This window comes from Staphylococcus arlettae (assembly GCF_025560845.1).
Taxonomy (GTDB): Bacteria; Bacillota; Bacilli; order Staphylococcales; family Staphylococcaceae; genus Staphylococcus; species Staphylococcus arlettae.
This window is the reverse complement of the sequence record NZ_CP094803.1, coordinates 1,477,380-1,500,742: the sequence shown is the minus strand read 5'-3', so window position 1 is coordinate 1,500,742 and position 23,363 is coordinate 1,477,380. Positions and strand designations below refer to the sequence as shown.

Below are 23,363 nucleotides of genomic sequence, written 5' to 3'. Positions count from 1 at the left end.
TAATAAGCACGTAAAATAAAAAAACGTTACATAGTAGCATGATGGCTATACTATGTAACGTCGGATGATTTGTTATTGCTGATAACGTTGGCGCTCTTGCTGTTCCGCAGCATAGCGTTCAGGATTTTTTTTGTAAAAATCTTGATGGTATTCTTCAGCTTGATAAAAAGTTGAAGCGGGTAAAATTTTAGTAGCAATTGCTTTATCGTGTTCAAATGTATCTTTTAGTTGTTCGATATAATTTTCAGCAACTTGTTTTTGATCGTCATTGGTATAAAAAATTGCAGTTTTATATTGTGCACCTCTATCTTGAAATTGGCCACCTTCATCTGTTGGGTCAATGACAGAGAAAAAGATTTCTAATAATTTATTATAGGAAAATAAGGCCACATCATATTCTATTTCAATTGTTTCGTAGTGACCTGTAGTACCAGTTTTTACTTGTTCATACGTTGGATTATCAACATGACCTCCCATGTAACCTGAAGTTACTTTTTCGATACCTTCAAAAGTGTCAAACGGCTTAACCATGCACCAAAAGCAACCTCCAGCGAAATACGCCTTGTTAATATTCATGCTTAACATCCTTTCTGAATAGCCCTTTAGTCCGATTTATTTAGAAATTACTTGATTTTTACATTAAATTTATATAACTTTAATATGTATTAATTATAGTACATAGATTTGTAATTTTGAAGATATAAGGTTGATATTATATGAGCGAAGATAAGCAAAAGAGAGAATTTAATGAAGGTGATACGCCGCACAAGACTCCACCAAGGCGATCACGAAAGAAAAAAAGAGTAAGAAAACTACCTTTTATAATTTTATTTATCATTATTATTTTAGGTATAGTAATTGGTTATGCTATTCATGGGTATAATTCTGGTATTGATTACGCTAAAGAACATGGTAAAACCATAAAAAAAGAAAAATTTAATGGTGCCGCTAAAAATGATGGAAAAATTACGGTTATGGTTCTTGGCGCTGATAAAGAAGCTGATGGTATGTCCCGTACAGACTCTATTATGATTGCACAGTATGATTACGTGCATAAAAAAATGAAAATGATGTCTGTAATGAGAGACATATATGCAGATATACCTGGACATGGTCAGCATAAAATTAATTCTGCCTATACGATGGGTGGACCTGAATTACTACGTAAGACACTGAAAAAGAATTTAGGTATTGATCCAGAATACTATGCGATTTTAGATTTTACTGGCTTTGAAAAAATGATTGATGAGCTAGAGCCTGATGGTGTCCCAATTGATGTTGAAAAAGATATGTCTAAAAATATAGGTGTATCATTGAAAAAAGGTAATCATCGTTTAGATGGTAAAGAATTACTTGGTTATGCAAGATTCAGGCATGACGCAGAAGGTGATTTTGGTCGTGTGCGTCGCCAACAACAAGTAATGCAATCATTGAAAAAAGAACTCGTGAGCCTTGATACTTTACCGAAATTACCAAAAGTAGCAGGTATTTTACGTGGTTATTTAAACACTAATATGCCGGATTCTGCATTGATTCAATCAGGATTAAACTTTGGTATTAGAGGCGATAAAAACGTGGATTCTATAACATTACCAGTAGAGGGATCGTACCAAGATATTCAATCACTAATGGATGGTAGTGCTTTAGAAATTGACAAAGCAACAAATAAAAAAGAAGTGGAAAAATTCCTCAATGAATAAAAAGGCACTTATTTGGTGCCTTCAAACTGTCAACAAAGTCTCTGATTTTGTTGGCAGTTTTTTTGTGCACGCTTTACGTGGACACTACTTTAGGTTATTTGTCTTCGGTTAGTACGAGTCGGTTCAAATCACTTCCAATATTATAATAGATATAAATGAACAAACCTTAGGCGAACAACTGTCACCTAAGGTTTGTCTGTATTTTTATTATGTAAATAGCATTAACTGTGTACATATTTTTATTACTGATCTACTTTTCTGACTCCTGCCACACCGTAATGTTCTGGTTTCATTTCTTCTACGATGACATGTATAGCCTCTCTATTTGCACCAGTTGACTTTTCTACAGCGTTTGTAACCTCAGAAACTAAATCTTTAAGTTGTTCGTCAGAGCGTCCTTCTAATAATTTTACGTTAATAATTGGCATATGACTTCCTCCTCATAGTAAGTTGTAGTTTATTATAGCATGAATATTCAAACTATTTCAGTGGAGACTATAGATATAGCATTTATATACTAATGTTGCAGCTTTAGAACACTTAACCATTACGTGGAAAATTGAAAGGTCAAATAATGAATAATATTTATTACTAAGCTTGTTATATATGCGAAAGATAAAAATTGTTGCTATGTATGTAAGTATAATTTTAAGCGTGAACCGATGGTTGTAAAGTTTTGGTTTTCGTAAAAATGTAAAGTACGAGGCCAACGTGTTATGTTCGGTGTTCCCACTTCTATATGTTGCCAGTTCACTGTTTTACCATATGTCACTGCTTGATGAATTAGTTGTGATCCGACGCCACGATTTCTATAACTAGGCTCTACATAAAGTTCTTGAATAATACCTAAATCACCATTGGCATAAAGTGCTGTTGATTGATAGAGGGATAGAAAGCCTATTGCTACTGATTCATCATAAATTAAAAAACCTGTCCACTGTGGATTGTGTTGAATGAGCTGTTGACTGGTAACTAAGTAATTGCTTGAGGACACTGTAGTGCCACGTAATTCAGATAATAGTTTCGCAGTAAAAACTGCTACTTGCCGATAATCACTTTTTGTAACTTCTATAATATTATACGTCATAAATTTAGTCCTTTCACTGTAGTAATCATTGTTGTAAGTAGTTTTCTTGTAGCGCTTAGTTTTATTAAAACATAAGTATTTTGAAATTATAATGCTTTGTAAAAATAAATTTAGTCTTTGAAATAATTTAGAAAATGGTATACACTATAACCGAACACTTGTTCTGTTTTGTGGGAGGTTATGACTATGGAAATGTATGATTATAATTTATTAGAAGAACGAGATGTATTGTGTATTGACCAAAAGAGTTTTTTTGCGAGTGTTTCTTGTCTCCAGAAAGGATTAAACCCATTAACGACTAAGTTAGCAGTAGTGGCAGATACTAAACGCCAAGGGTCTGTTGTCTTAGCTGCCACACCAGCACTTAAAGCATTAGGTATTAAAACAGGATCAAGGTTATTTGAAATACCGCATAGAACAGACATTTTTATTATTAATCCAAGTATGCGTAAATATTTAGAAGTATCGATAGCTATTTCTAAAATTGCGTTACGTTATGTACCACCGGAGGATTTACATCAATACAGTATTGATGAATTCTTTATAGATGTGACCGATAGTTATCATAGATTTAGTACAACATTGCATTCCTTTTGTGAAAGGTTAAGAAGTGAAATTAAGGACGAGACAGGCATTGACTGTACAATTGGTATTGGCTCTAATATGCTATTAAGTAAGGTAGCGATGGATATTGAAGCAAAGCACAATACTAATAGAATTGCGGAATGGCGTTATCATGATATTCCAGAAAAACTTTGGCCTATTAAACCATTAAGTGAGTTTTGGGGTATTAATCGGAAAACTGAAGCGAAATTGCAAAAGAGAGGAATTTTTTCGGTAGGGGATTTAGCTAAGTACCCTTATCAGTTTTTAAAAAGAGATTTTGGTATTATCGGTATTGATTTACATTTACATGCTAACGGCATTGATCAAAGTAAAGTAAGAGAAAAATATAAGGTAACCAATCCGTCAATTTGTAAAAGTCAGATTTTGATGCGTGATTATCGTTATGAAGAAGCTAAAGTAGTGATGCAAGAGTTAGTAGAAGATGTGGCGAGTAGAGCGCGAGCGAGAAATCAACTTGCACGGACAATACATTTTAGTTTCGGTTATAGTGATGAAGGAGGCGTGAGCAAACAATATACGTTAGATGATCCAACTAATTTAGAAAGTGATATGCTGAAAGTAATAGATAACTTTGCTGATCAGTTATGTGATCGTTCAGCACTATATCGTACATTAAGTGTGTCTTTAACACAATTTATAAATGAAGAAGATAGGCAACTCAACTTATTTATCGATGAATATGAACGAAAAAGAAATGAAAACTTAGCTAAAACAATTGATGCATTACATCAAAAGTATGGTAAAGGTATCGTATCTAAGGCAGCATCCTATACTGAAGCGGGCACAAAACATGGACGTTTAGGGTTAATGGCTGGACATAAAATGTAACTGCGCTAGAAGTGACGTGACTTCATAGTTACAGTTGTAATTACTTGAGAAGGGTGATTAGTACTGGAAAAGCTTGATTTAAAGCGCAATTGCAGTTCAGGCAGCTGCTCTAATAATATAAAATTAGGCTGGGACGAAGCTATTATGTCCCAGCCGTTTTATTATGGTATATAAGTATCGAAGTCGCTTAGCGCCTCTGCACCTCTTTTGCGATCTTCTGGGTTTTTAAAACTAATGCGTAATGCTCCGTAAATATCTTCACGGACTTCTAGAATTCTTATGTTGCTTATAGAAATATTATGTAAACTCAGGGTATTTGTTACTTGGCTAATCATCCCCGGTTTATCTGGAATATCGACATAAAGATCATGCTCTATAGACAATGCGCCTTGTGACTTAACTGGTAGTTGATCACGATAAATTTTAGCATCATTGAAAAAGTCGAATAAGGCATCAGGTTTTTGGTGTTCAATGAGTTCAATGATGTGACCAATTTGTGTATGCCACTCTCGCATGATGCGTAGAATAGTATTTTTGTTTTCTAATGTGATATCTCGCCACATGAAAGGGTTACTGCTAGCAATACGCGTAATGTCTCTAAACCCTCCAGCAGCCAAATCTTTAACAAGGTCAGATTCAGCCACATGATTGGAATTTAAATGTACCAAAGCTGAGGCGATAATATGTGGTACGTGGCTAACTAAACCAGTAACGAAATCATGTTCTTCAGCAGTCGTAGAAATAAATTTAGCGTCGGTTGTTGCCAATAAATTTTGTATCGTGTTATAAGCTTGCTGATTTTGTGCTTCATCATGTACTAAAATGTAAAAAGCATTTTCAAATAAATGTTTTTTCGCATTTAATACACCAGATTTATGGCTACCTGCCATTGGGTGACCACCAATTAAATGGATATGATGTTCTAATAAAAATGGTTCAAATTGCTGAATAGTCGACTTGGTGCTACCAGTATCTGTAACAATGACACCATCTTTAGGTTGGAGTGAAGGTAAATCACGTAAATATTTAATTGTTTGTTGTACCGGTGTAGCATAAATTATAATATCAGCTTGTTTAATGCTTTGTTCGTAATTAGTTGATTGATAATCAATAATACCGATGGATAAAGCTTTGTCTAATTGTGATTGATCTGCATCATATGCAGTAATTTCAATATCATTATGGTAATAACGCAAATTGCTAGCTAAACTCCCACCAATCAGACCTAAACCAACGAATAATATTTGTTTCATAGTAGTGGACACCTCGATCGAAATTTTCAGAATAATAACAGTGTATAGTAGCAGAATAAGATATGCAATATGTAGCAAGTTATATCTAACATCAAACTGGCTTTAAAAGAGGGCACATGAGCATAAATTAGTGGTTTATAAATCGATGGGTTTTGAAAGTCTGGAAAATAATAAATGATACTATTGTCATATACGAATTAAATAAGCAATTAAAGTAATATAACGATTAGCAACGAATACAGGATAAGAGGAGAAAATGACTAAGTAAAATTTTTTCATTAACTATAATTATTCGAATTAAAAGTAAAAAGATGTTTGACAAATAGAAATGAAAGTTGTAACATGCTAAGTAATTACTTGTTGAAAGCAAGTATAAAATTTAAAAGATATAAGTAACACATGAGATTTGTAGTAAGCAGAAAGCTAATGGGTGATGTAAATTAGCACAACTGATGTGGTGAAATGGGCTTTTAAATACAATACTATAGCAGTAAAGTGAACATAAATATGTTAACTAAGGTGGCACCACGGTAACGCGTCCTTACAGATTTGCGTTATTGTGGTGCTTTTTATATGTAAAATAGCAAACAAAATGAAGTAGTACATGGCTAGGTAGTAACAGAAAGTTAGTGGTTGATGGAAACTAACACCACCATGTAACGAAATTGGGTTTTGTTGAAGGTCAATTAAATAAAAATGAAGTGAGCTGTAGTTTGAATACGGCTAAATTAGGTGGTACCGCGCGTCAGCGTCCTTATAGCAATATAAGGATGCTGATTTTTTTGTTAGGAGGGAAAGTAAATGAAAGTTAAATATAAAAAAATAAATGCTGAAGTAACACCAGAAGCATTTGCCAGATTAAGAAATAACAAAATAATTTTAGAAAGTGCAGACCAATCACAACTTAAAGGTCGTTACTCTATCGTTATCTTTGATATGTATGGGGAACTTATACTAGATGATAAACAGTTACAAATTACGACTCCAGAAGGAACAAAGACAGAAACAACTGAACCATATGAGCAGATGAAATCATATATTGATCACTATAAAGCACTTATTGAAGAAGAAGAATTATCAGCATTACCATTTATTTCTGGTTTTGTCGGCTCATGTAGTTTTGACCTAGTACGACACGAATTTCCAGTATTACAAAATATAGCCCTAGATGATCATCAACAACATGATGCTAAATTTTATATGGTCGAAGATGCGTATATTTTTGACCATTACAATGAGTATTTGTATATAGTTGCAACTGATTTATTTTCACAGCGAAGTGAACAAGCATTAGAAGACAACATTAACCGACGTTTAGAAGAGTTAACTAAGGTAGAAATTTTTTCTGAACCATTACCATATGAACAACAAGAAAAAGTAATTACTTCAAATGTAACGAAACAACAATTTATGGATACTGTGTCTTACATGAAGTCATTAATACAGCAAGGTGATATGTTTCAAGTTGTACCATCTATTATTTATAGTTATCCTCATTACTTTAAAGAAAATGTAAAAACATTTGCATATCAATTATATCAAAACTTAAAACGACAAAATCCAAGTCCTTATATGTATTACATCGATATGGATAAACCTATTATTGTAGGGAGTTCGCCAGAAAGTTTTGTTAAAGTGCAAGCACAACAAGTTGTAACTAATCCAATAGCTGGCACAATTAAACGAGGTAAAACTGAAGAAGAAGATTATCATAACGAACAGCAATTAAAAACAGACGAAAAAGAATTAAGTGAGCATCGTATGTTGGTTGATCTAGGACGTAATGATATTCATAGAGTGAGTATAGCGGGTTCTTCCAAAATTAAAAAATTAATGCTAATTGAACGCTATGAACATGTAATGCATATCGTCAGTGAAGTCACTGGAACTTTAAAAGATAATTATTCACCGATGACAGTTGTGGCAAGCTTATTACCTACTGGAACTGTTTCAGGAGCACCTAAACTAAGAGCTATTCAGCGCATATATGAACAACGACCTAAAAAACGAGGCGTCTACAGTGGGGGCATTGGTTATATTAATTGTAATCACGATTTAGATTTTGCTTTAGCTATCCGCACGATGATGGTAGATGACACGCATATTAATGTCGAAGCAGGGTGTGGGGTCGTATATGATTCTATTCCTGAAAAAGAATTTGCTGAAACACAATTGAAAGCGAAAAGTTTATTGGAGGTGTCACCATGATATTAATTGTCGATAATTATGATTCATTTACGTATAATCTCGTTGATATTATTGCAAAAACACAAGATGTAGTAGTAAAGTACCCGGATGATCCCGAAATTTTACAACTAGATGTTGATGGCGTAGTGATTTCGCCAGGACCAGGACATCCTTTAGATACTCAATACTTAATGAATATCATCGATCATTACCAAACTAAACCAATCTTAGGTGTCTGTTTAGGTTCTCAAGCATTAACTTGTTACTACGGTGGCAAAGTAATACAAGGAGAAACTGTTAAACATGGTAAAGTCGATACAATGCGTATCGTTAAAGCAACACAGTTGTACAAAGAAGTATCAGAAAATTCAGAAATAATGAGGTATCATTCATTAGTCAGTGACCCTAATCAGTTTCCATCAGTATTAAATATCACGGGCGAAACAACAGATTGTATTCAGTCATTTGAACATGAAACTAGACCACATTACGGAATTCAATTCCATCCAGAATCATTTGCATCAGAATTTGGAGAACAAATTATTAATAATTTTATCAATATTACTAAGGAGGGCACACAAAATGACATTACTCAAACAATTACAGCAACAACAACCACTCAATCAAAATGAAATGACTGAATTTATCGACTTATTAATCGCTACAGATTATGACTTAGAGGATAAAGTAGCATTATTGCAAAATTTTACTGCTAAACCATTAACACAACAAGAGTTAACATTTATTTCACGTAGCTTAATTCAATCCATGTACACAGAACAACCTGTATACCCTGGAAGTATGTGTGTCTGTGGCACAGGAGGAGATAAGTCAAATAGCTTTAATATTTCAACAACAGTTTCGTTTGTCGTAGCTAGTGCAGGTGTACCTGTCATTAAACATGGTAATAAAAGTGTGACTTCTGCTTCTGGTAGTACAGATTTACTACAAGCTATGCAAGTTGCTACTAGCAGCATAGAGGAAACGCCACAATATTTAAAAGATACAGGGTTAGTGTTTTTAAGTGCTACCGAAACATATCCAATAATGAAACACATTCAACCGGTAAGAAAAATGTTAGATGTACCAACTATTTTCAATATAACAGGTCCACTCATTAACCCCTTTAAACTTGACTACCAAGTGATGGGTGTATATGAACCCGAACAACTAGATAAAATTGCACATACTTTAGCCGACTTAGGACGAAAACGTGCGATTGTACTGCATGGTGCAAATGGTATGGATGAAGCAACATTATCCGGAGATAATTTATTATATGAAATTAGAGATGGAAAAATTTATAATTACACTATCAACGCAGAAGATGTGGGTTTAACACCTGCAAAGAATACAGAGCTTGTAGGTGGAACAGCACAAGACAATTTAGAAATAACACTAAATATATTAACGAATAAAGATCAATCGGCGAAAAAAGATGTCGTGTTATTAAACGCAGGCATTGCACTATATGTAGCAGAAAAGGTTTCTTCAATAAAAGAAGGTGTTGAAACAGCACGCAACTTAATTGCTACAGGTGCGGCGTTAGAACAATATAAACAAACAGGAGGTTACTTATATGACTATTCTAGATGAAATTGTAGAGTATAAAAAAGAATTATTAGCTGAAGGGTATTATCAAAAGAAATTAGAAACACTACCAGTGGTAGATATTTCCCATAAACAGCCATTTAAAGAGAGCTTAACAACAAAAGAGCAACTTGCAGTAATTGCAGAAATTAAATCTAAAAGTCCGTCATTACCAGAATTACCAGGTAAGGATTTAGTACAACAAGTTAAAGATTATGAAGCTTATGGAGCCAATGCGGTATCTATATTAACAGATGAACAGTATTTTGGTGGGAGTTACGAACGTTTACAATCACTAACAGTAGAAACCAACTTACCTGTGTTATGCAAAGACTTCGTAATTGATCCAATTCAAATTGATGTGGCCAAAAAAGCTGGAGCTTCTATCATTTTATTAATTGTTAATGTCTTAACAGATCAACAACTTAAAGAATTATACACGTATGCAACTAAACAAAATTTAGAAGTGCTAGTCGAAGTTCATGACAAAGAAGAACTAGCCAGAGCATATCAGTTAGATCCCGAAATAATAGGTGTTAACAATAGAGATTTAAAACGTTTTGTCACAGATGTTAAACATACAAACGAAATATTAAGTGGACGACAAGCAGGCTATCATTATATTTCAGAAAGTGGTATCCACACTAAAGACGATGTTGAGTCTATTGTGAATTCAGGTATTGATGGCTTACTTATTGGAGAATCATTAATGAAAAGTGATGATTTGAGTGAATTTTTACCGAGCTTAAAACTGGATAAAGTCAAAGTATGAAACTAAAATTTTGTGGTTTTCGTACAGCAACAGATGTAAAGCAAGCACGGCATTTAGACATTGATGCCATCGGTTTTATTCATTACCCCAAAAGTAAAAGATTTGTAGGTACAGCAACTATTAAGTCATTAATCCAACTTGTACCAAACGATAAACAGACTGTAGTTATTGTAGTGAATCCAACAATGGATAAAATAACAGAATTGGTCCAAGTAACAGGCTTGTCTACGATTCAATTACATGGAGATGAATCAGTGGAGTTTGTAGCGCAAGTTAAACAACATTTTCCACAGCTAAATATTATTAAAGCCTTACCTGCAAACGAAAAATTAAATGCTAATTTAGTAGCGTATCAACCTTATGTCAATTTATTTATTATAGATACGCCTTCGAAAGCATATGGAGGTACAGGTCAACATTTCAATTGGCAAATATTGCAACAAATTAGAGATATACCTTATTTAATTGCAGGTGGTATAAACTATGACAGTATTCAACAAATAGAACAGTTAAATTTAGCGCATAGTGGTTATGATATAGCGAGTGGAATAGAAATTAACCAGTATAAAGATAAAGATAAAATGAACGATATTATTAAATTGGTCAAAGGAGTATCGACACATGAATAAAAAAATACAAACAGAAGCGGATGAATTTGGCTTTTTCGGTGACTATGGTGGTCAATATGTCCCTGAAACATTAATGCCAGCTATTATTGAATTAAAACAAGCATATCAAAAGGCAAAAAAGGATCCTTCTTTTTATGAAGAATTACAGTATTATTTAAAAGATTATGTGGGGCGAGAAACTCCTTTAACATTTGCTGAAAGCTATACAAAGCAATTAGGTGGCGCGCAAATATATTTAAAACGCGAAGATTTAAATCATACTGGAGCGCACAAAATCAACAATGCTTTAGGACAAGCCTTATTAGCTAAAAGAATGGGCAAAAACAAACTTGTAGCTGAAACTGGTGCGGGTCAACACGGTGTGGCAAGTGCAACAGTCGCAGCCTTATTTGATATGGAACTTGTTGTTTTTATGGGTGAAGAAGATATTAAACGACAATCTCTAAATGTCTTTCGTATGGAATTATTAGGAGCAAAAGTAGAATCTGTGAGTAATGGCCAAGGAACATTGTCAGATGCAGTTAACAGCGCTTTACAATATTGGGTAAGTCATGTTGATGATACGCATTACTTATTAGGTTCAGCTTTAGGACCAGATCCATTTCCAACGATGGTCAGAGATTTCCAAAGCGTAATTGGGACAGAAATTAAGTCGCAAATTACGGACAAAGTAGGGCGCTTACCGGATGCAGTAGTTGCATGTATCGGTGGGGGATCAAACGCTATAGGTACATTTTATCCATTTATTGAAGATGACGTTAAACTATACGGCGTTGAAGCAGCAGGTAAAGGAAAGAATACGGACCAACATGCCTTAGCAATTAGTCAAGGGAAGCCAGGTGTGCTACATGGTTCGAAAATGTATTTGATTCAAGATGATCATGGCCAAATTCAACTTGCACATTCTATTTCAGCAGGTTTGGATTATCCAGGAGTCGGTCCCGAACATTCTTATTATCAAGATATCGGTAGAGTTAACTATGTAACTGCTAGCGATGATGAAGCGATGAATGCGCTAGTACGATTTACTAAAGCTGAAGGTATCATTCCAGCAATCGAAAGTGCCCACGCGTTAAGTTATGTAGAACAATTGGCACCTGAAATGAGTAAAGATGAAGTATTGGTAGTTACGGTGTCCGGACGTGGCGATAAAGATATGGATACGATTAGAAATTACATGAAAGCAAGAGGTGAAATTTAATGTCGAAATTGTTTATACCGTATATTATGGGCAATAGTTCATTTATTCAAAATTTAAAAATGTTGAGTGAGGCAGGTGCAGACATTGTTGAAATTGGTGTGCCATTTTCAGACCCTGTAGCTGATGGACCTGTTATTATGGATGCAGGTAAAAAGGCAATTGAGGAAGGTATTAGTGTGAACTATATTTTAGAACAACTCACACAACATAAAGCCGACATTAATAGTAATTACGTATTAATGACTTATTATAATATTATTCATCATTATGGTGAAGAAGCATTCTTCGCTGCTTGTGAAGATGCAGGTGTTTATGGTCTGATTATACCTGATTTGCCGTTTGAGCTCATTGAACAAATGAAGAAGAGATATCCAGAACGTAAAGTGAAAATTATTTCATTGGTTGCTATGACAACTGCAAAAGAACGTATCGAACAAATTGCGCAACATGCTGAAGGTTTTATTTATACAGTTACCATGAATGCAACTACTGGTGAAAATGGTAAATTTCATCCAGAGTTAAAACAACGTATTAATTATATCAAGTCAATTTCACAAGTTCCTGTTGTAGCAGGCTTTGGCATACGTACTACAGACCATGTAGCTGACATTATTGAAGCGGCTGATGGTGTAGTGATAGGCAGTGAGATTGTAAGACGTTTAGACGAAGATGATAATGCTACATCACGTCAATATTTTAGTGGAATTCGTCACGTATTAGATGCTTAAGCAAATTAGTTTTTATCCATTTTAAAAAACTGTAAAATACAAATACATAGTTAAACTATGTATTCAAGTCTAATTTAGAGGTGACTGAAATTGAGTAAAAAGGTATTATTTGTTTTAACTAGTAGAAATCAATATGATGATGGTTCACAAACAGGTTTATGGCTAGAAGAAGCAAGTGAGCCATATCGTATTTTAGCAGAAGCTAATATTACAGTAGACCTTGTATCTATTGATGGTGGTGCAGTACCGATTGATGCAAATTCTACACAAAACGGTGAATTAGAGCAATACAGTGATTTTGTGGATAAAATTAATGATGTACCTAGCATTAAAACGGTAAACGTTGATAATTACGATGCGATTTATTTACCAGGTGGACACGGTACAGTATTTGACTTTGGACACAATCAAGAGCTAGCGACAGTACTTGCAGAATTTAAAGAACAAAATAAATTTATTTCATCTGTTTGTCATGGTCCAAGTGCTTTTGTTGGCGCTAAAGATAAAAATGGTAACTTTATCGTTAAAGATGTAACTTTAACAGCATTTACAGATGAAGAAGAGCGTGCTATGGGCTTAGAAAACAAAGTACCATTTTTAACACAAAGCGAATTAGAAAACCAAGGCGCAAAATTTGTCACTAAAGATAATTTTGTATCACATGTTGAGCAAGATGGTTTGTTTATTACAGGACAAAACCCTCAATCTAGCATTGCCATCGGTGAAACGTTAAGAGATGCATTAACACAATAACGATTAACTGATTCATAAAGTACAAGGTATATGATATATAATAAATTTAAAGAGAGCAGTATAGAAATTAAAAAAATTTAATTTCTATACCGTTCTCTTTTTGTTTGTTAACCTATAATAAATGGTATAATAATATGTAGGATAATGATTTTAAACTATCATGAAAATTGATTTATTGACTGAACAATAAGGGTATTAATTTTGTTTTAATGATGAATATTGTATAATAGTTAAGATTGAAGAATAAAAAGATTAATAGATGAACTAGGAGTATATAAAATGAAATTTACGAATTTAACGGCGACAGAGTTTGGCACATTTGCTGATAAGATGGAGAATAGTCACTTTACGCAAATGGTAGGAAACTATGAACTTAAAATTGCAGAAGGTACAGAAACACATTTAGTAGGTGTTAAGAACAATAATAATGAAGTTATTGCAGCATGTTTGCTAACGGCAGTACCAGTAATGAAATTTTTTAAATATTTCTATTCAAACCGTGGTCCAGTAATAGATTTCGACAACAAAGAGTTAGTACACTATTTCTTTAATGAATTAAATAAGTATTTAAAAAAACATAATGCGTTATATTTCCGTGTAGATCCATATTTACCTTATCAGTATCGTAATCACGATGGTGACATTTTAAACAATGCTGGTAATGATTGGTTCTTTGATAAAATGAAAGCATTAGGTTATAAACATCAAGGGTTTGTAACTGGCTTTGATCCAATTATTCAAATTAGATTCCATTCAGTTTTAGATTTACAAGATAAAACAGCTAAAGATGTCTTAAATAATATGGATAGTTTACGTAAACGTAATACGAAAAAAGTTCAAAAAAATGGCGTGAAGGTACGCTTCTTAACAGAAGAAGAATTACCAATTTTCCGCTCATTTATGGAAGATACATCAGAATCTAAAGACTTTCATGATCGAGATGATAGTTTCTATATCAATCGTTTTAAATACTATAAAGACCGTGTACTCGTACCATTAGCTTACATAGATTTCGTGGAATATATAGACGAGTTGAAAGCCGAAGGGGAAGTGCTGACAAAAGATATCAACAAAGCTATTAAAGATATTGAAAAACGTCCAGATAATAAAAAATCCCACAATAAAAAAGAAAATTTAGAAAAACAATTACAAACAAATGAACAGAAAATTGCAGAAGCTGAAGCATTAAAAGCAAAACATGGTAATGAATTACCAATTTCAGCGGCATTCTTCATTATAAACCCATTTGAAGTTGTATATTATGCAGGTGGAACAGCAAATGAATTTAGACATTTTGCAGGTAGTTATGCGATTCAATGGCAAATGATTAACTATGCACTTGACCATAATATTAATCGTTATAATTTCTATGGTATTAGTGGTGACTTTTCTGAAGATGCAGAAGATGCAGGTGTTATTAAGTTTAAAAAAGGCTTTAACGCCGATGTAGTAGAGTATGTTGGAGACTTTATTAAACCAATTAATAAGCCAATGTATAACGTCTATAAAGCCTTGAAAAAGGTCAAAGATAAAGTGAGTAAACATTAATAGAAGGGAACTAAGCTAGAATGAAATTTACAGAGTTAACTGTCAAAGAATATGACAATTTTGTACAAAATCCAGCGTTAGAAAGTCATTATTTTCAAGTTAAAGAAAATATAGCGACTAGGGAAGAGGATGGATTTCAAGTTGTTTTATTAGGATTAAAAGATGACAACAATCAAGTCGTTGCAGCTAGTCTGTTCTCTAAAATACCGACAATGGGGAGTTATGTCTATTATTCAAATCGTGGGCCAGTAATGGACTACAGTGATTTAGGATTAGTAGATTATTATTTGAGAGAATTAGATAAATATTTACATCAACATAACTGTTTATACGTCAAACTAGATCCGTATTGGATTTATCACATATATGATAAGGATGTTAATCCATATAGTAATAGATATCAAAATGATGCACTCGTTAATTTATTCAAAGCTTACGGTTATGAACATCATGGTTTTACGACATCATATGATACATCAAGCCAAGTAAGATGGATGGGTGTATTAAATTTAGCAGGTGAAACACCTGCATCATTAAAAAAACAATTTGATAGTCAACGAAAAAGAAATATTAATAAGGCCATTAATAATAATGTGCGCGTACGTTTCTTGGGTAGAGATGAATTTGATATTTTCTTAAATTTATATAGAGAAACGGAAGAAAGAGCTGGTTTTGTATCTAAAACGGATGACTATTTCTATAATTTTATTGATAATTATGGTGATAAAGCCTTAATTCCACTTGCTTATGTCAATTTAGATGAGCGTATTGAAACGATTCAAAACAATATCAACGATAAAGAAGCGCGTCGTGATCAAATGATGCAAAATGAAAATAAGACAGAGAAACATTTGAAAAAAATTAGCGAATTAGATAAGCAAATTGAACACGACAAATCAGAATTACTACAAGCGAGTGAATTACGTCAAACAGATGGTACTATTTTAAACTTAGCTTCAGGCGTATTTTTCGCCAATGCTTATGAAGTAAACTATTTTTCAGGAGGTTCTTCAGAAAAATATAACCACTTTATGGGACCATATATGATGCACTGGCATATGATAAATTATTGCTTTGAACATGGTTATGAGCGTTACAATTTCTATGGCTTATCAGGAGACTTTACTGAAAATAGTGAAGACTATGGTGTATATCGATTCAAACGTGGCTTTAATGTACAAATCGAAGAGTTAATTGGAGATTTCTACAAACCAATTAAAAAAGCAAAATATAAATTATTTAATTCTTTAAATAATATCCGTAAGAAAATTAAAAAATAACTGTTTTAAACCGCCGTATTAAGAATATGGCGGGATTTTTATGTCAAAAGAAGTAACTATATTTATGTTATGTAAATTTATAAAGTGATATTAGCAAATTATTGTCTTTAACAGGCAACTTCTAACATGACGATAAATTAAGAGATCAGAAACCATTACATTATAGTACTAAATGAATATAATGTATAAAAAGTATAAGTAATATAACAAGTAAGTAAATTTTAATTATGTAAAATTATCTGAGTCGAATATTGATATTGGTAAGTAAGTGTGATGTTCCCAATGGCAAATTAAGCAGTTATTTATAACTGAAAATGCTAAATATGCGAAAAAATATAATAACTTACGCTGCAACATAAATAACCATATTTATGTTATGTAAACTATAATGTATTTTAGCAAATAATTTAAACCCTGTAACTAAGGATTGCTACTTAGATAGATTTTATAGATTAATCAAGTGTTAATGTGTGTATTATGAGTTAATCTTGCTGATTTAAGCACTTAATGAATATCAGCTATAACTATAAGTACATTAATAATTATATTGTAATTTAAAGATGCTGAGATTTTGATTTCTGAGCAATTTTATTTAATTAAGTGAACAAACGTATAAGTAATGACAAATGAGTCAGTGATATTTACTAGACTATAGATAAATTAATCAATCAAGACAAATGAAGTGATATATATAATTTATATGTGAGCATTATTAATGGATGGTAATATATGATCTTAAATATTGATATTATATATGTTAATTGACGACTAACTTTTAGAAAACATTTTAGTTTACATAATATATATTATAGGAAGTTATATATGGAACGCTTTTTCTGCTGAATATCCACTTATTAATAATGATTAGCATAGTTTTTGTAGTTTGTTATTTTTAGTTAAGTAATATTTATAGCTTATTTAGTACTTCGATTCATTATTATTATTTTAATATGAGTTAGCAATATATCATCGTAACTTTATTTGGTTATGTTATATATTTTGCCAATTGCTGTTGCAATTATGATATTTGCTCATTCTTACTCGACTTAGAAAAAGCTATGTGTAATTTGCAAACATATAATTATAATGTACATATTACAGTAATATATTAATCAAAATTAATTGATAACGATTATCAATTACAGTATACTTCTGTTATAGGAGGCATACTACATGAAAAACATAATTATTCTTTTTAGTATCATTGTTGTAATGATAATGGTTACTGCATGTGATACTAATAAACAATCAATATCACACCAAAAGACGAAAACTGTCAGTATCGACAATACATATGAATTTAAAGAGCAAACTAAGAATCATAATCGTGGTACTATGAAATCTAAAACTGTTAAAGTACCAATCCATCCTAAAAGAGTTGCTGTAATGGATTATGGTGCATTAGATACTATGCAATCTTTGTATTTAGAAGATCGCATAGTAGCCGTATCTAAAGGTCAAAATGCCTCTTTTTTACCAGAACGTTTAAAAGCGTTTAAAGACGATAAATATGCTAATTTAGGGAATCCTGGGCGCCCTAATTATGAAACTTTAGCAAAAGCTAAGCCAGAAGTTATTTTTTCCTCTTTTAGACAAGCGCATTCTAAGACATTAGAAGAAATGCAAAAAGCTGCACCACAAGCAAAAATTATTTTTGTAAGCCCCCACTTCGATAATTATATCCAATCCGTAGAAGAGAATGCCATGATTATTGGTAAAATATTTAAACGAGAAAAAACTATACACAATATGAGCGATAAATTAGATCAGAAACTGTTAGAAACTAAAACAGTCATTAACGAAGATAAGGTATTATTTTTAAACGTGGATGACAAAGATGTGAAGGCGTATGGCTCCACAGGAAGATTTGGTGGATTTATTAATGAAACTTTAGGCATTAGACATGCTGATACAAATATGAAGGCTAGTTCAAGTGGCGCGGTCATTTCGTATGAGTATTTAGCACATACAAACCCTGACAAGTTGTTTGTAATAGATAGATCGAAGGATGGTAAGACGAATGGAGTGCCGGAAGCATTAAAAAACCCAGTCATAAATAATGTTAAAGCTGTGAAAAATAATGAGATTACCCTATTTGAGGCTAATGATTGGTTTTTTAACGAAGGTGGTCTGCAAGCAACAATGGATCAATTAAATGATGTTGAGAATGCATTTAAATAAAAATAAAAAGCGCTACAGGCGATTAAATCTTCCTGTAACGCTTTTTTATTATTGTTTGTGGCGTGTATATTCTTCAACTTCTTGTCGAGGAATACCGCCTCGTTTTCTAATTTCTTTATTAAGTTTTTTTTCTTTGCGTTTTCGTCTCCAATTTCGAGTAAAATACCATAATAAAAATGTAATAATAATACAAAAGATTGCTAAAAATGCAGCATAACCCAACAATGGTTCATATGAAATGTTGTAAAAGTTAGGTATTAAAAATGCTGCAATTGCTAAAACAATAAAAGTGGTAATTGCAGGGAAAAACCATTTGTTTAATACTAAATTACAAAATACAGTCAATAATATTGCTGCTACAAAAGTAATCCACAAATAGTTCGGCATATCAAATATACTCATATTAATTGCTCCTCACAAAACTTATAAAATTGACATAAAGTCTTTGTTAACTACATTTTATCTGAAAATACTTTATATGTATAGCGACTATAGTTGTATCTCACGTAATAATTGTCCTTAGTATATCTTTAGTAAGTGATTAATGTATAATGCAAAGTGAATACATAATGAAAAGGAGTGAAATCAATGATGGTTTCCTTACCATTTAGAAATGAAGTCCCTAGTGAAGAACAATGGGATATTACTGATTTATTTATATCTGATGAAGCTTTTTATACACAATTAACCGAGACTACTAAACAAGCTCAACAATTTCGTGCAAATTTTGATACTCAAATAACTGTAGATAAGATTGAATCAATGTTACAGCAATATTCACAAATATTAATAGAAGTCGATCGTATGGCAAACTATGTTGAATTAAGGTTAAGTGTTGATACTACAAACGAAGCAGCACAAAATTTAAGTTCTAAATTTAGTACGACATATGGCAAAATAGCAAGTAATCTCGCCTTCGTTGAATCTACAATATTAGCTTTAAGCGATGAAGAGTTAGCACGTGTTATTGATCATTCTCAATACAAACACTTTTTAACTAAATTAAAAGCGCGCAAACCATATCAACTGGCACCTAATGTAGAGGAAGCTTTAGCGAGTTTCTCCCCTATTTTTGAAAAGCCTTATGAACTATACGGCAATACTAAGATGTTAGATATTGCTTTTGATTCATTTAAGCATAATGACGCTGTTTATCCTATGGATTACGCTACATTTGAAAATGATTATGAAGATAATGCTGATCCAGAATTTAGACAGAAAAGCTTTGCGACTTTTAGTGATGCTTTAAAAAAATATCAACATACTACTGCAACGACATATAATATGCAAGTACAACAAGAAAAGATAGAAGCAGATTTAAGAGGATATGATTCTGTTATAGATTATTTATTACAAGACCAAGAAGTAACACGTGAAATGTTTGATCGACAAATTGATGTAATCATGAGCGAACTTGCCCCTATTATGCAAAAATATGCTAAGTTGTTGAAGCGTGTACATAATTTAGAAGTAATGCGCTTTGAAGATCTGAAGATTTCGATTGACCCTTTGTATGAACCTGAAATTTCAATTGAAGAATCTAAATCATATATCTATGGCGCACTGAATGTCTTGGGTGATGATTATTTGAATATGGTTGAAACTGCATATAGAGATCGTTGGATCGACTTTGCTCAAAATAAAGGCAAAGAAACTGGTGCATATTGTGCAAGTCCGTATGCTTCACATTCTTACGTATTTATTTCATGGACAGGAAAAATGGCTGAAGCATTTGTTTTAGCGCATGAACTTGGACATGCAGGTCATTTCAATTTAGCGCAACACCATCAAAATTATTTAGAATCAGAGGCATCTATGTATTTTGTAGAAGCGCCTTCTACAATGAATGAAATGTTAATGGCAACATACCTATTTCAACGCAGTGAAGATCCACAATTTAAGCGTTGGGTTATTGGATCAATAATTTCAAGAACGTATTATCATAATATGGTAACGCATTTGTTAGAAGCTGCATTTCAACGTGAAGTTTATACAAAAGTAGATGCGGGCGAATCGTTAACTGCGCCCCAATTAAATCAAATAATGAGAGATGTATATAGTCAATTTTTCGGAGATAGTGTTAAGTTAAGTGATGGTGCTGAATTAACATGGATGCGCCAACCTCATTATTATATGGGATTATATTCCTATACTTACTCTGCGGGACTAACTATTGGAACGGTTATGGCAGAACGGATAAAAAATGAAGGCCAAAGTGCAGTAAATGATTGGCTAAATACATTGAAACTTGGAGGAAGCAAATCACCTATAGAATTAGCACAAGTTGCAGGTATTGATATTACAACAGATCAACCATTGCGTGCGACGATTAATTATATTGGTGAGCTCGTGAATGAGTTAGAAGATTTAACAAATATTATTGAAAATAAATAAACAAAGGCTACCAAGCATATGGCTTGGTAGCTTTTAATTATCGTATGATTCGAAACGTTCACCTGTAATAAAGTAATAATAATTCTCTGCAATATTACAAATATGATCGCCTATTCTTTCCAAGTGTCTTGCAGCTAGATGTGCTTGTCCTGAAACGAAAGGATCGTTATCAATCAGATAAGTCGTATTGACAATGTTTCGATATAAATCGTCAATATCACGATCTCTAGCGATAATTTCTTTTATTAATGTCAGGTCATTGTTATTTGCTGCTGTATTTAAATCAACGAGCATTAACAGAGCTAATTTACCCATTGTTTTTAACCGTGTTAATACATAATTATCGCTAAATTGTGCACGTAATCGTATTTTGGCAATACTTGCAGCATTATCACCCATACGTTCAAAATCAGAAGCTATTTTTAATGAAGCCATCATAAGTCGTAAATCAGTTGCTATAGGTTTTTGGCGTGTAATTAGCATAATTACCTTTTCATTAATTTCTGATTCAAGTGCATTAATTTCCTTATCTAGTGCTATTACTTGGCGTGCATAATCACGATCATTAACACTCAGCGATTCTAAAGCATAGTCAATGTTACGATATACTCGAAGGCCAAGCCGGCGTAAATCTTTATTGAGTTCGCCGATTTGGCCTTCGTAATTATGTCTAATAATAGCCATAGTTTATTAACCGAAGCGTCCAGAAATATAATCTTCTGTTTGCTTGTCTGCTGGATTAGAGAAGATTTTTTCAGTATCATCGTATTCATTGACATAACCGTTAAGGAAGAACGCTGTTTTATCAGATACACGTGCTGCTTGTTGCATGTTATGCGTTACAATAATAATCGAATATTTTTCTTTTAATTCTTGAACTAATTCTTCTACTTTTAATGTTGAGATTGGATCTAATGCTGATGTTGGTTCGTCCATCAAGATAACGTCAGGTTCGATAGCTAACGTTCTAGCGATACATACACGTTGTTGTTGACCACCAGATAAGCTATAAGCATTAGTGTCCAATCTATCTTTCAATTCATCCCAAATTGCCGCGCCACGTAAAGATTTTTCTACTATTTCATCTAATACTTTTTTATTTTTTATACCGTGAATTTTCGGTCCATAAGTGATATTATCATAAATTGATTTAGGGAATGGATTTGGTTGCTGGAAGACCATTCCTACATTAGTACGTAATTTTTCAACAGAATATTTATCGTCAAAAATATTTTGATCTCTGTACATGATTTTTCCAGCTGTTTTTACAGAAGGTACTAATTCAACCATACGATTTAATGCTTTAATATAAGTTGATTTACCACAACCTGAAGGACCGATAATTGCTGTTACATTGTTTTCTAAAATATCTAAGTTAATATTTTTTAATGCGTGGTTATCGCCATACCATAAATCAAGATTTTTCGTAGAGTAGACAATACTTTTGTTTTTATCTGAACTTTCTATTTTGTTGTTTGAATTAGTGTCTAATGGCGTAGTCGGTGCTTGATTTTGTGCTGTATGTTTTTCTAGTTCGACTTTTTCATCTTTATTTGCAGTTAAATTGTTTACCATAATTAAAACTCCTTTATAGATGCTCATTAAGGTTAAAATATAGGTTACTTAATGAGGTGTTTGTTTTATGCTAGAATATTGTGCCTAAAACTTTTTGCTGTATTTGTTACGCAAGAATATTGCGATTGCATTCATTAATAATAAGATAACAAGTAATACGATAATACCTGCAGATGCTACGTTTTGGAATTCTGCTTGAGGTAGTTTTGCCCAGTTGTAAATTGCCATTGGTAATGCTTGGAATTGATCAAAAATACTTGATGGTAATGCCATAAGTACTGTTGGAATACCAATTAAGATTAACGGTGCAGTTTCCCCTAATGCACGCGATAATGCAAGAATAAAACCAGTTAAAATTCCAGGAATAGCGGCCGGCAGAACGACTCTTCTAATTGTTTGCCATTTATTGCCTCCAAGTCCGTAAGAAGCTTCTCTCACTGTATTAGGAACAGCACGGATTGCTTCTTGGCTTGCTACAATGATTACTGGCAAAATCAATAAAGACATTGTCAAAGCAGCTGCTAGAATAGAGTTACTTAATGCTAGTGCTTCGATTCCCATACCACGTACGAAAATAGTCAGACCTAACAGACCAAATACGACTGAAGGTACACCAGCTAAATTAGAAATACTTACTTTAATAAATTGAGTAAATGCATTGTCTTTAGCATATTCCTCTAAATATATCGCTGTGCCTACGCCTAATATAATCGTGATTGGGATAATAGTAATCATCAACCAAACTGTACCGATTAATGCGCCTTTAATACCTGCCATCGATGGTGTTGAAGATGAGAAACTTGTAAAGAAAGATGGCGTTAAATGTCCAGCACCTTTAATTATAGTATCAATTAATAATACCGCTAATACAACAAGTCCAACCATTGTGCAGGCGAAGAACGCCCATTTGTTAAATTTATTTGTTTTCAAGCGTCCATTTAATTTATTTTCTACTGATTTTTGATCTACTAACACTTTGTTGTTATTTGATTGTGCTTGAGAGATTGTTTGATTATTTGCTTGTGTCATA

Annotated in this window: 22 protein-coding genes; 14 read left to right on the top strand and 8 right to left on the bottom strand. The window is 32.9% G+C overall.

Features of this window, described 5'->3' with window-relative positions; all coding sequences use genetic code 11:
* Window positions 1-72 precede the first annotated feature (72 nt).
* Window positions 73-576 (bottom strand): peptide-methionine (S)-S-oxide reductase MsrA, encoded by a 504-nt coding sequence (msrA, locus tag MUA37_RS07310; protein WP_002511091.1) that lies wholly within the window; start codon window positions 574-576, stop codon window positions 73-75.
* Between the two features lie 140 nt (window positions 577-716).
* Between msrA and MUA37_RS07305 the strand changes: the two genes are divergently transcribed.
* Window positions 717-1,700 (top strand): LCP family protein, encoded by a 984-nt coding sequence (locus tag MUA37_RS07305; RefSeq protein ID WP_262624407.1) that lies wholly within the window; start codon window positions 717-719, stop codon window positions 1,698-1,700.
* A 242-nt stretch (window positions 1,701-1,942) separates the two neighbouring features.
* Here MUA37_RS07305 and MUA37_RS07300 read toward each other — a convergent pair whose 3' ends face one another.
* Complete coding sequence (locus tag MUA37_RS07300; RefSeq protein WP_002511093.1) at window positions 1,943-2,128, bottom strand: 2-hydroxymuconate tautomerase; 186 nt, start codon at window positions 2,126-2,128, stop codon at window positions 1,943-1,945.
* Between the two features lie 200 nt (window positions 2,129-2,328).
* Window positions 2,329-2,787 (bottom strand): GNAT family N-acetyltransferase, encoded by a 459-nt coding sequence (locus MUA37_RS07295; protein WP_262614838.1) that lies wholly within the window; start codon window positions 2,785-2,787, stop codon window positions 2,329-2,331.
* A 192-nt stretch (window positions 2,788-2,979) separates the two neighbouring features.
* On the opposite strand from MUA37_RS07295, the gene MUA37_RS07290 reads away from it, so the two are divergent.
* Window positions 2,980-4,242 carry a Y-family DNA polymerase gene (locus tag MUA37_RS07290; protein WP_002511095.1) on the top strand — a complete coding sequence of 421 codons (1,263 nt, stop codon included), beginning with the start codon at window positions 2,980-2,982 and terminating at the stop codon, window positions 4,240-4,242.
* A gap of 161 nt (window positions 4,243-4,403) precedes the next feature.
* Here the strand turns inward: MUA37_RS07290 and MUA37_RS07285 are convergent, their stop codons facing one another.
* Window positions 4,404-5,495, bottom strand: a complete 1,092-nt coding sequence (locus MUA37_RS07285) for a prephenate dehydrogenase (RefSeq protein WP_262614837.1) — start codon at window positions 5,493-5,495, stop codon at window positions 4,404-4,406.
* An 801-nt stretch (window positions 5,496-6,296) separates the two neighbouring features.
* Here MUA37_RS07285 and MUA37_RS07280 point away from each other — a divergent pair.
* The 11 genes from MUA37_RS07280 to MUA37_RS07230 all read left to right on the top strand — a co-directional run bounded on the left by MUA37_RS07280 (window position 6,297) and on the right by MUA37_RS07230 (window position 18,364).
* Window positions 6,297-7,703: an anthranilate synthase component I gene (locus MUA37_RS07280; protein WP_262624406.1), complete on the top strand. Its 1,407-nt coding sequence runs from the start codon at window positions 6,297-6,299 to the stop codon at window positions 7,701-7,703.
* Window positions 7,700-8,314, top strand: coding sequence for an anthranilate synthase component II (locus MUA37_RS07275; RefSeq protein ID WP_021458817.1), 615 nt, complete (start codon window positions 7,700-7,702; stop codon window positions 8,312-8,314). The genes MUA37_RS07280 and MUA37_RS07275 overlap by 4 nt, the downstream gene beginning before the upstream one ends.
* A complete protein-coding gene (gene trpD / locus MUA37_RS07270) occupies window positions 8,265-9,278 on the top strand; it encodes an anthranilate phosphoribosyltransferase (protein WP_002511099.1) in 1,014 nt (337 codons plus the stop codon). The genes MUA37_RS07275 and trpD overlap by 50 nt, the downstream gene beginning before the upstream one ends.
* The gene (gene trpC, locus MUA37_RS07265) at window positions 9,262-10,044 is read left to right on the top strand and encodes an indole-3-glycerol phosphate synthase TrpC (protein ID WP_002511100.1); all 783 of its coding nucleotides are present in this window, start codon (window positions 9,262-9,264) and stop codon (window positions 10,042-10,044) included. Before trpD ends, trpC begins: the two co-directional genes overlap by 17 nt.
* Entirely contained in the window at window positions 10,041-10,673 is a 633-nt protein-coding gene (locus MUA37_RS07260) for a phosphoribosylanthranilate isomerase (RefSeq protein ID WP_262624405.1), read from the top strand. Before trpC ends, MUA37_RS07260 begins: the two co-directional genes overlap by 4 nt.
* Window positions 10,666-11,874 (top strand): tryptophan synthase subunit beta, encoded by a 1,209-nt coding sequence (gene trpB / locus MUA37_RS07255; protein WP_021458816.1) that lies wholly within the window; start codon window positions 10,666-10,668, stop codon window positions 11,872-11,874. Before MUA37_RS07260 ends, trpB begins: the two co-directional genes overlap by 8 nt.
* Window positions 11,874-12,602, top strand: a complete 729-nt coding sequence (gene trpA / locus MUA37_RS07250; protein ID WP_204171470.1) for a tryptophan synthase subunit alpha — start codon at window positions 11,874-11,876, stop codon at window positions 12,600-12,602. The genes trpB and trpA overlap by 1 nt, the downstream gene beginning before the upstream one ends.
* Before the next feature lie 90 nt (window positions 12,603-12,692).
* Complete coding sequence (locus MUA37_RS07245; RefSeq protein WP_021458815.1) at window positions 12,693-13,355, top strand: type 1 glutamine amidotransferase domain-containing protein; 663 nt, start codon at window positions 12,693-12,695, stop codon at window positions 13,353-13,355.
* Window positions 13,356-13,634: 279 nt separating this feature from the next.
* Window positions 13,635-14,903: an aminoacyltransferase gene (locus MUA37_RS07240; protein WP_002511105.1), complete on the top strand. Its 1,269-nt coding sequence runs from the start codon at window positions 13,635-13,637 to the stop codon at window positions 14,901-14,903.
* Between the two features lie 20 nt (window positions 14,904-14,923).
* Window positions 14,924-16,183 carry an aminoacyltransferase gene (locus tag MUA37_RS07235; protein ID WP_002511106.1) on the top strand — a complete coding sequence of 420 codons (1,260 nt, stop codon included), beginning with the start codon at window positions 14,924-14,926 and terminating at the stop codon, window positions 16,181-16,183.
* A 1,173-nt stretch (window positions 16,184-17,356) separates the two neighbouring features.
* Entirely contained in the window at window positions 17,357-18,364 is a 1,008-nt protein-coding gene (locus MUA37_RS07230) for a siderophore ABC transporter substrate-binding protein (protein ID WP_002511107.1), read from the top strand.
* 48 nt (window positions 18,365-18,412) lie between these two features.
* Here MUA37_RS07230 and MUA37_RS07225 read toward each other — a convergent pair whose 3' ends face one another.
* The gene (locus MUA37_RS07225) at window positions 18,413-18,766 is read right to left on the bottom strand and encodes a hypothetical protein (protein ID WP_002511108.1); all 354 of its coding nucleotides are present in this window, start codon (window positions 18,764-18,766) and stop codon (window positions 18,413-18,415) included.
* Between the two features lie 186 nt (window positions 18,767-18,952).
* On the opposite strand from MUA37_RS07225, the gene pepF reads away from it, so the two are divergent.
* Entirely contained in the window at window positions 18,953-20,758 is a 1,806-nt protein-coding gene (gene pepF, locus MUA37_RS07220) for an oligoendopeptidase F (protein WP_021458813.1), read from the top strand.
* A gap of 33 nt (window positions 20,759-20,791) precedes the next feature.
* Here pepF and phoU read toward each other — a convergent pair whose 3' ends face one another.
* From phoU to pstA, 3 genes are all read right to left on the bottom strand, one after another.
* A complete protein-coding gene (gene phoU, locus MUA37_RS07215) occupies window positions 20,792-21,442 on the bottom strand; it encodes a phosphate signaling complex protein PhoU (protein ID WP_262624404.1) in 651 nt (216 codons plus the stop codon).
* 6 nt (window positions 21,443-21,448) lie between these two features.
* On the bottom strand, window positions 21,449-22,333 hold the full coding sequence (gene pstB / locus MUA37_RS07210; protein ID WP_103387911.1) for a phosphate ABC transporter ATP-binding protein PstB: 885 nt from the start codon (window positions 22,331-22,333) through the stop codon (window positions 21,449-21,451).
* Window positions 22,334-22,417: 84 nt separating this feature from the next.
* Entirely contained in the window at window positions 22,418-23,362 is a 945-nt protein-coding gene (pstA, locus tag MUA37_RS07205; protein WP_262624403.1) for a phosphate ABC transporter permease PstA, read from the bottom strand.
* Between the last annotated feature and the right edge of the window lies 1 nt (window position 23,363).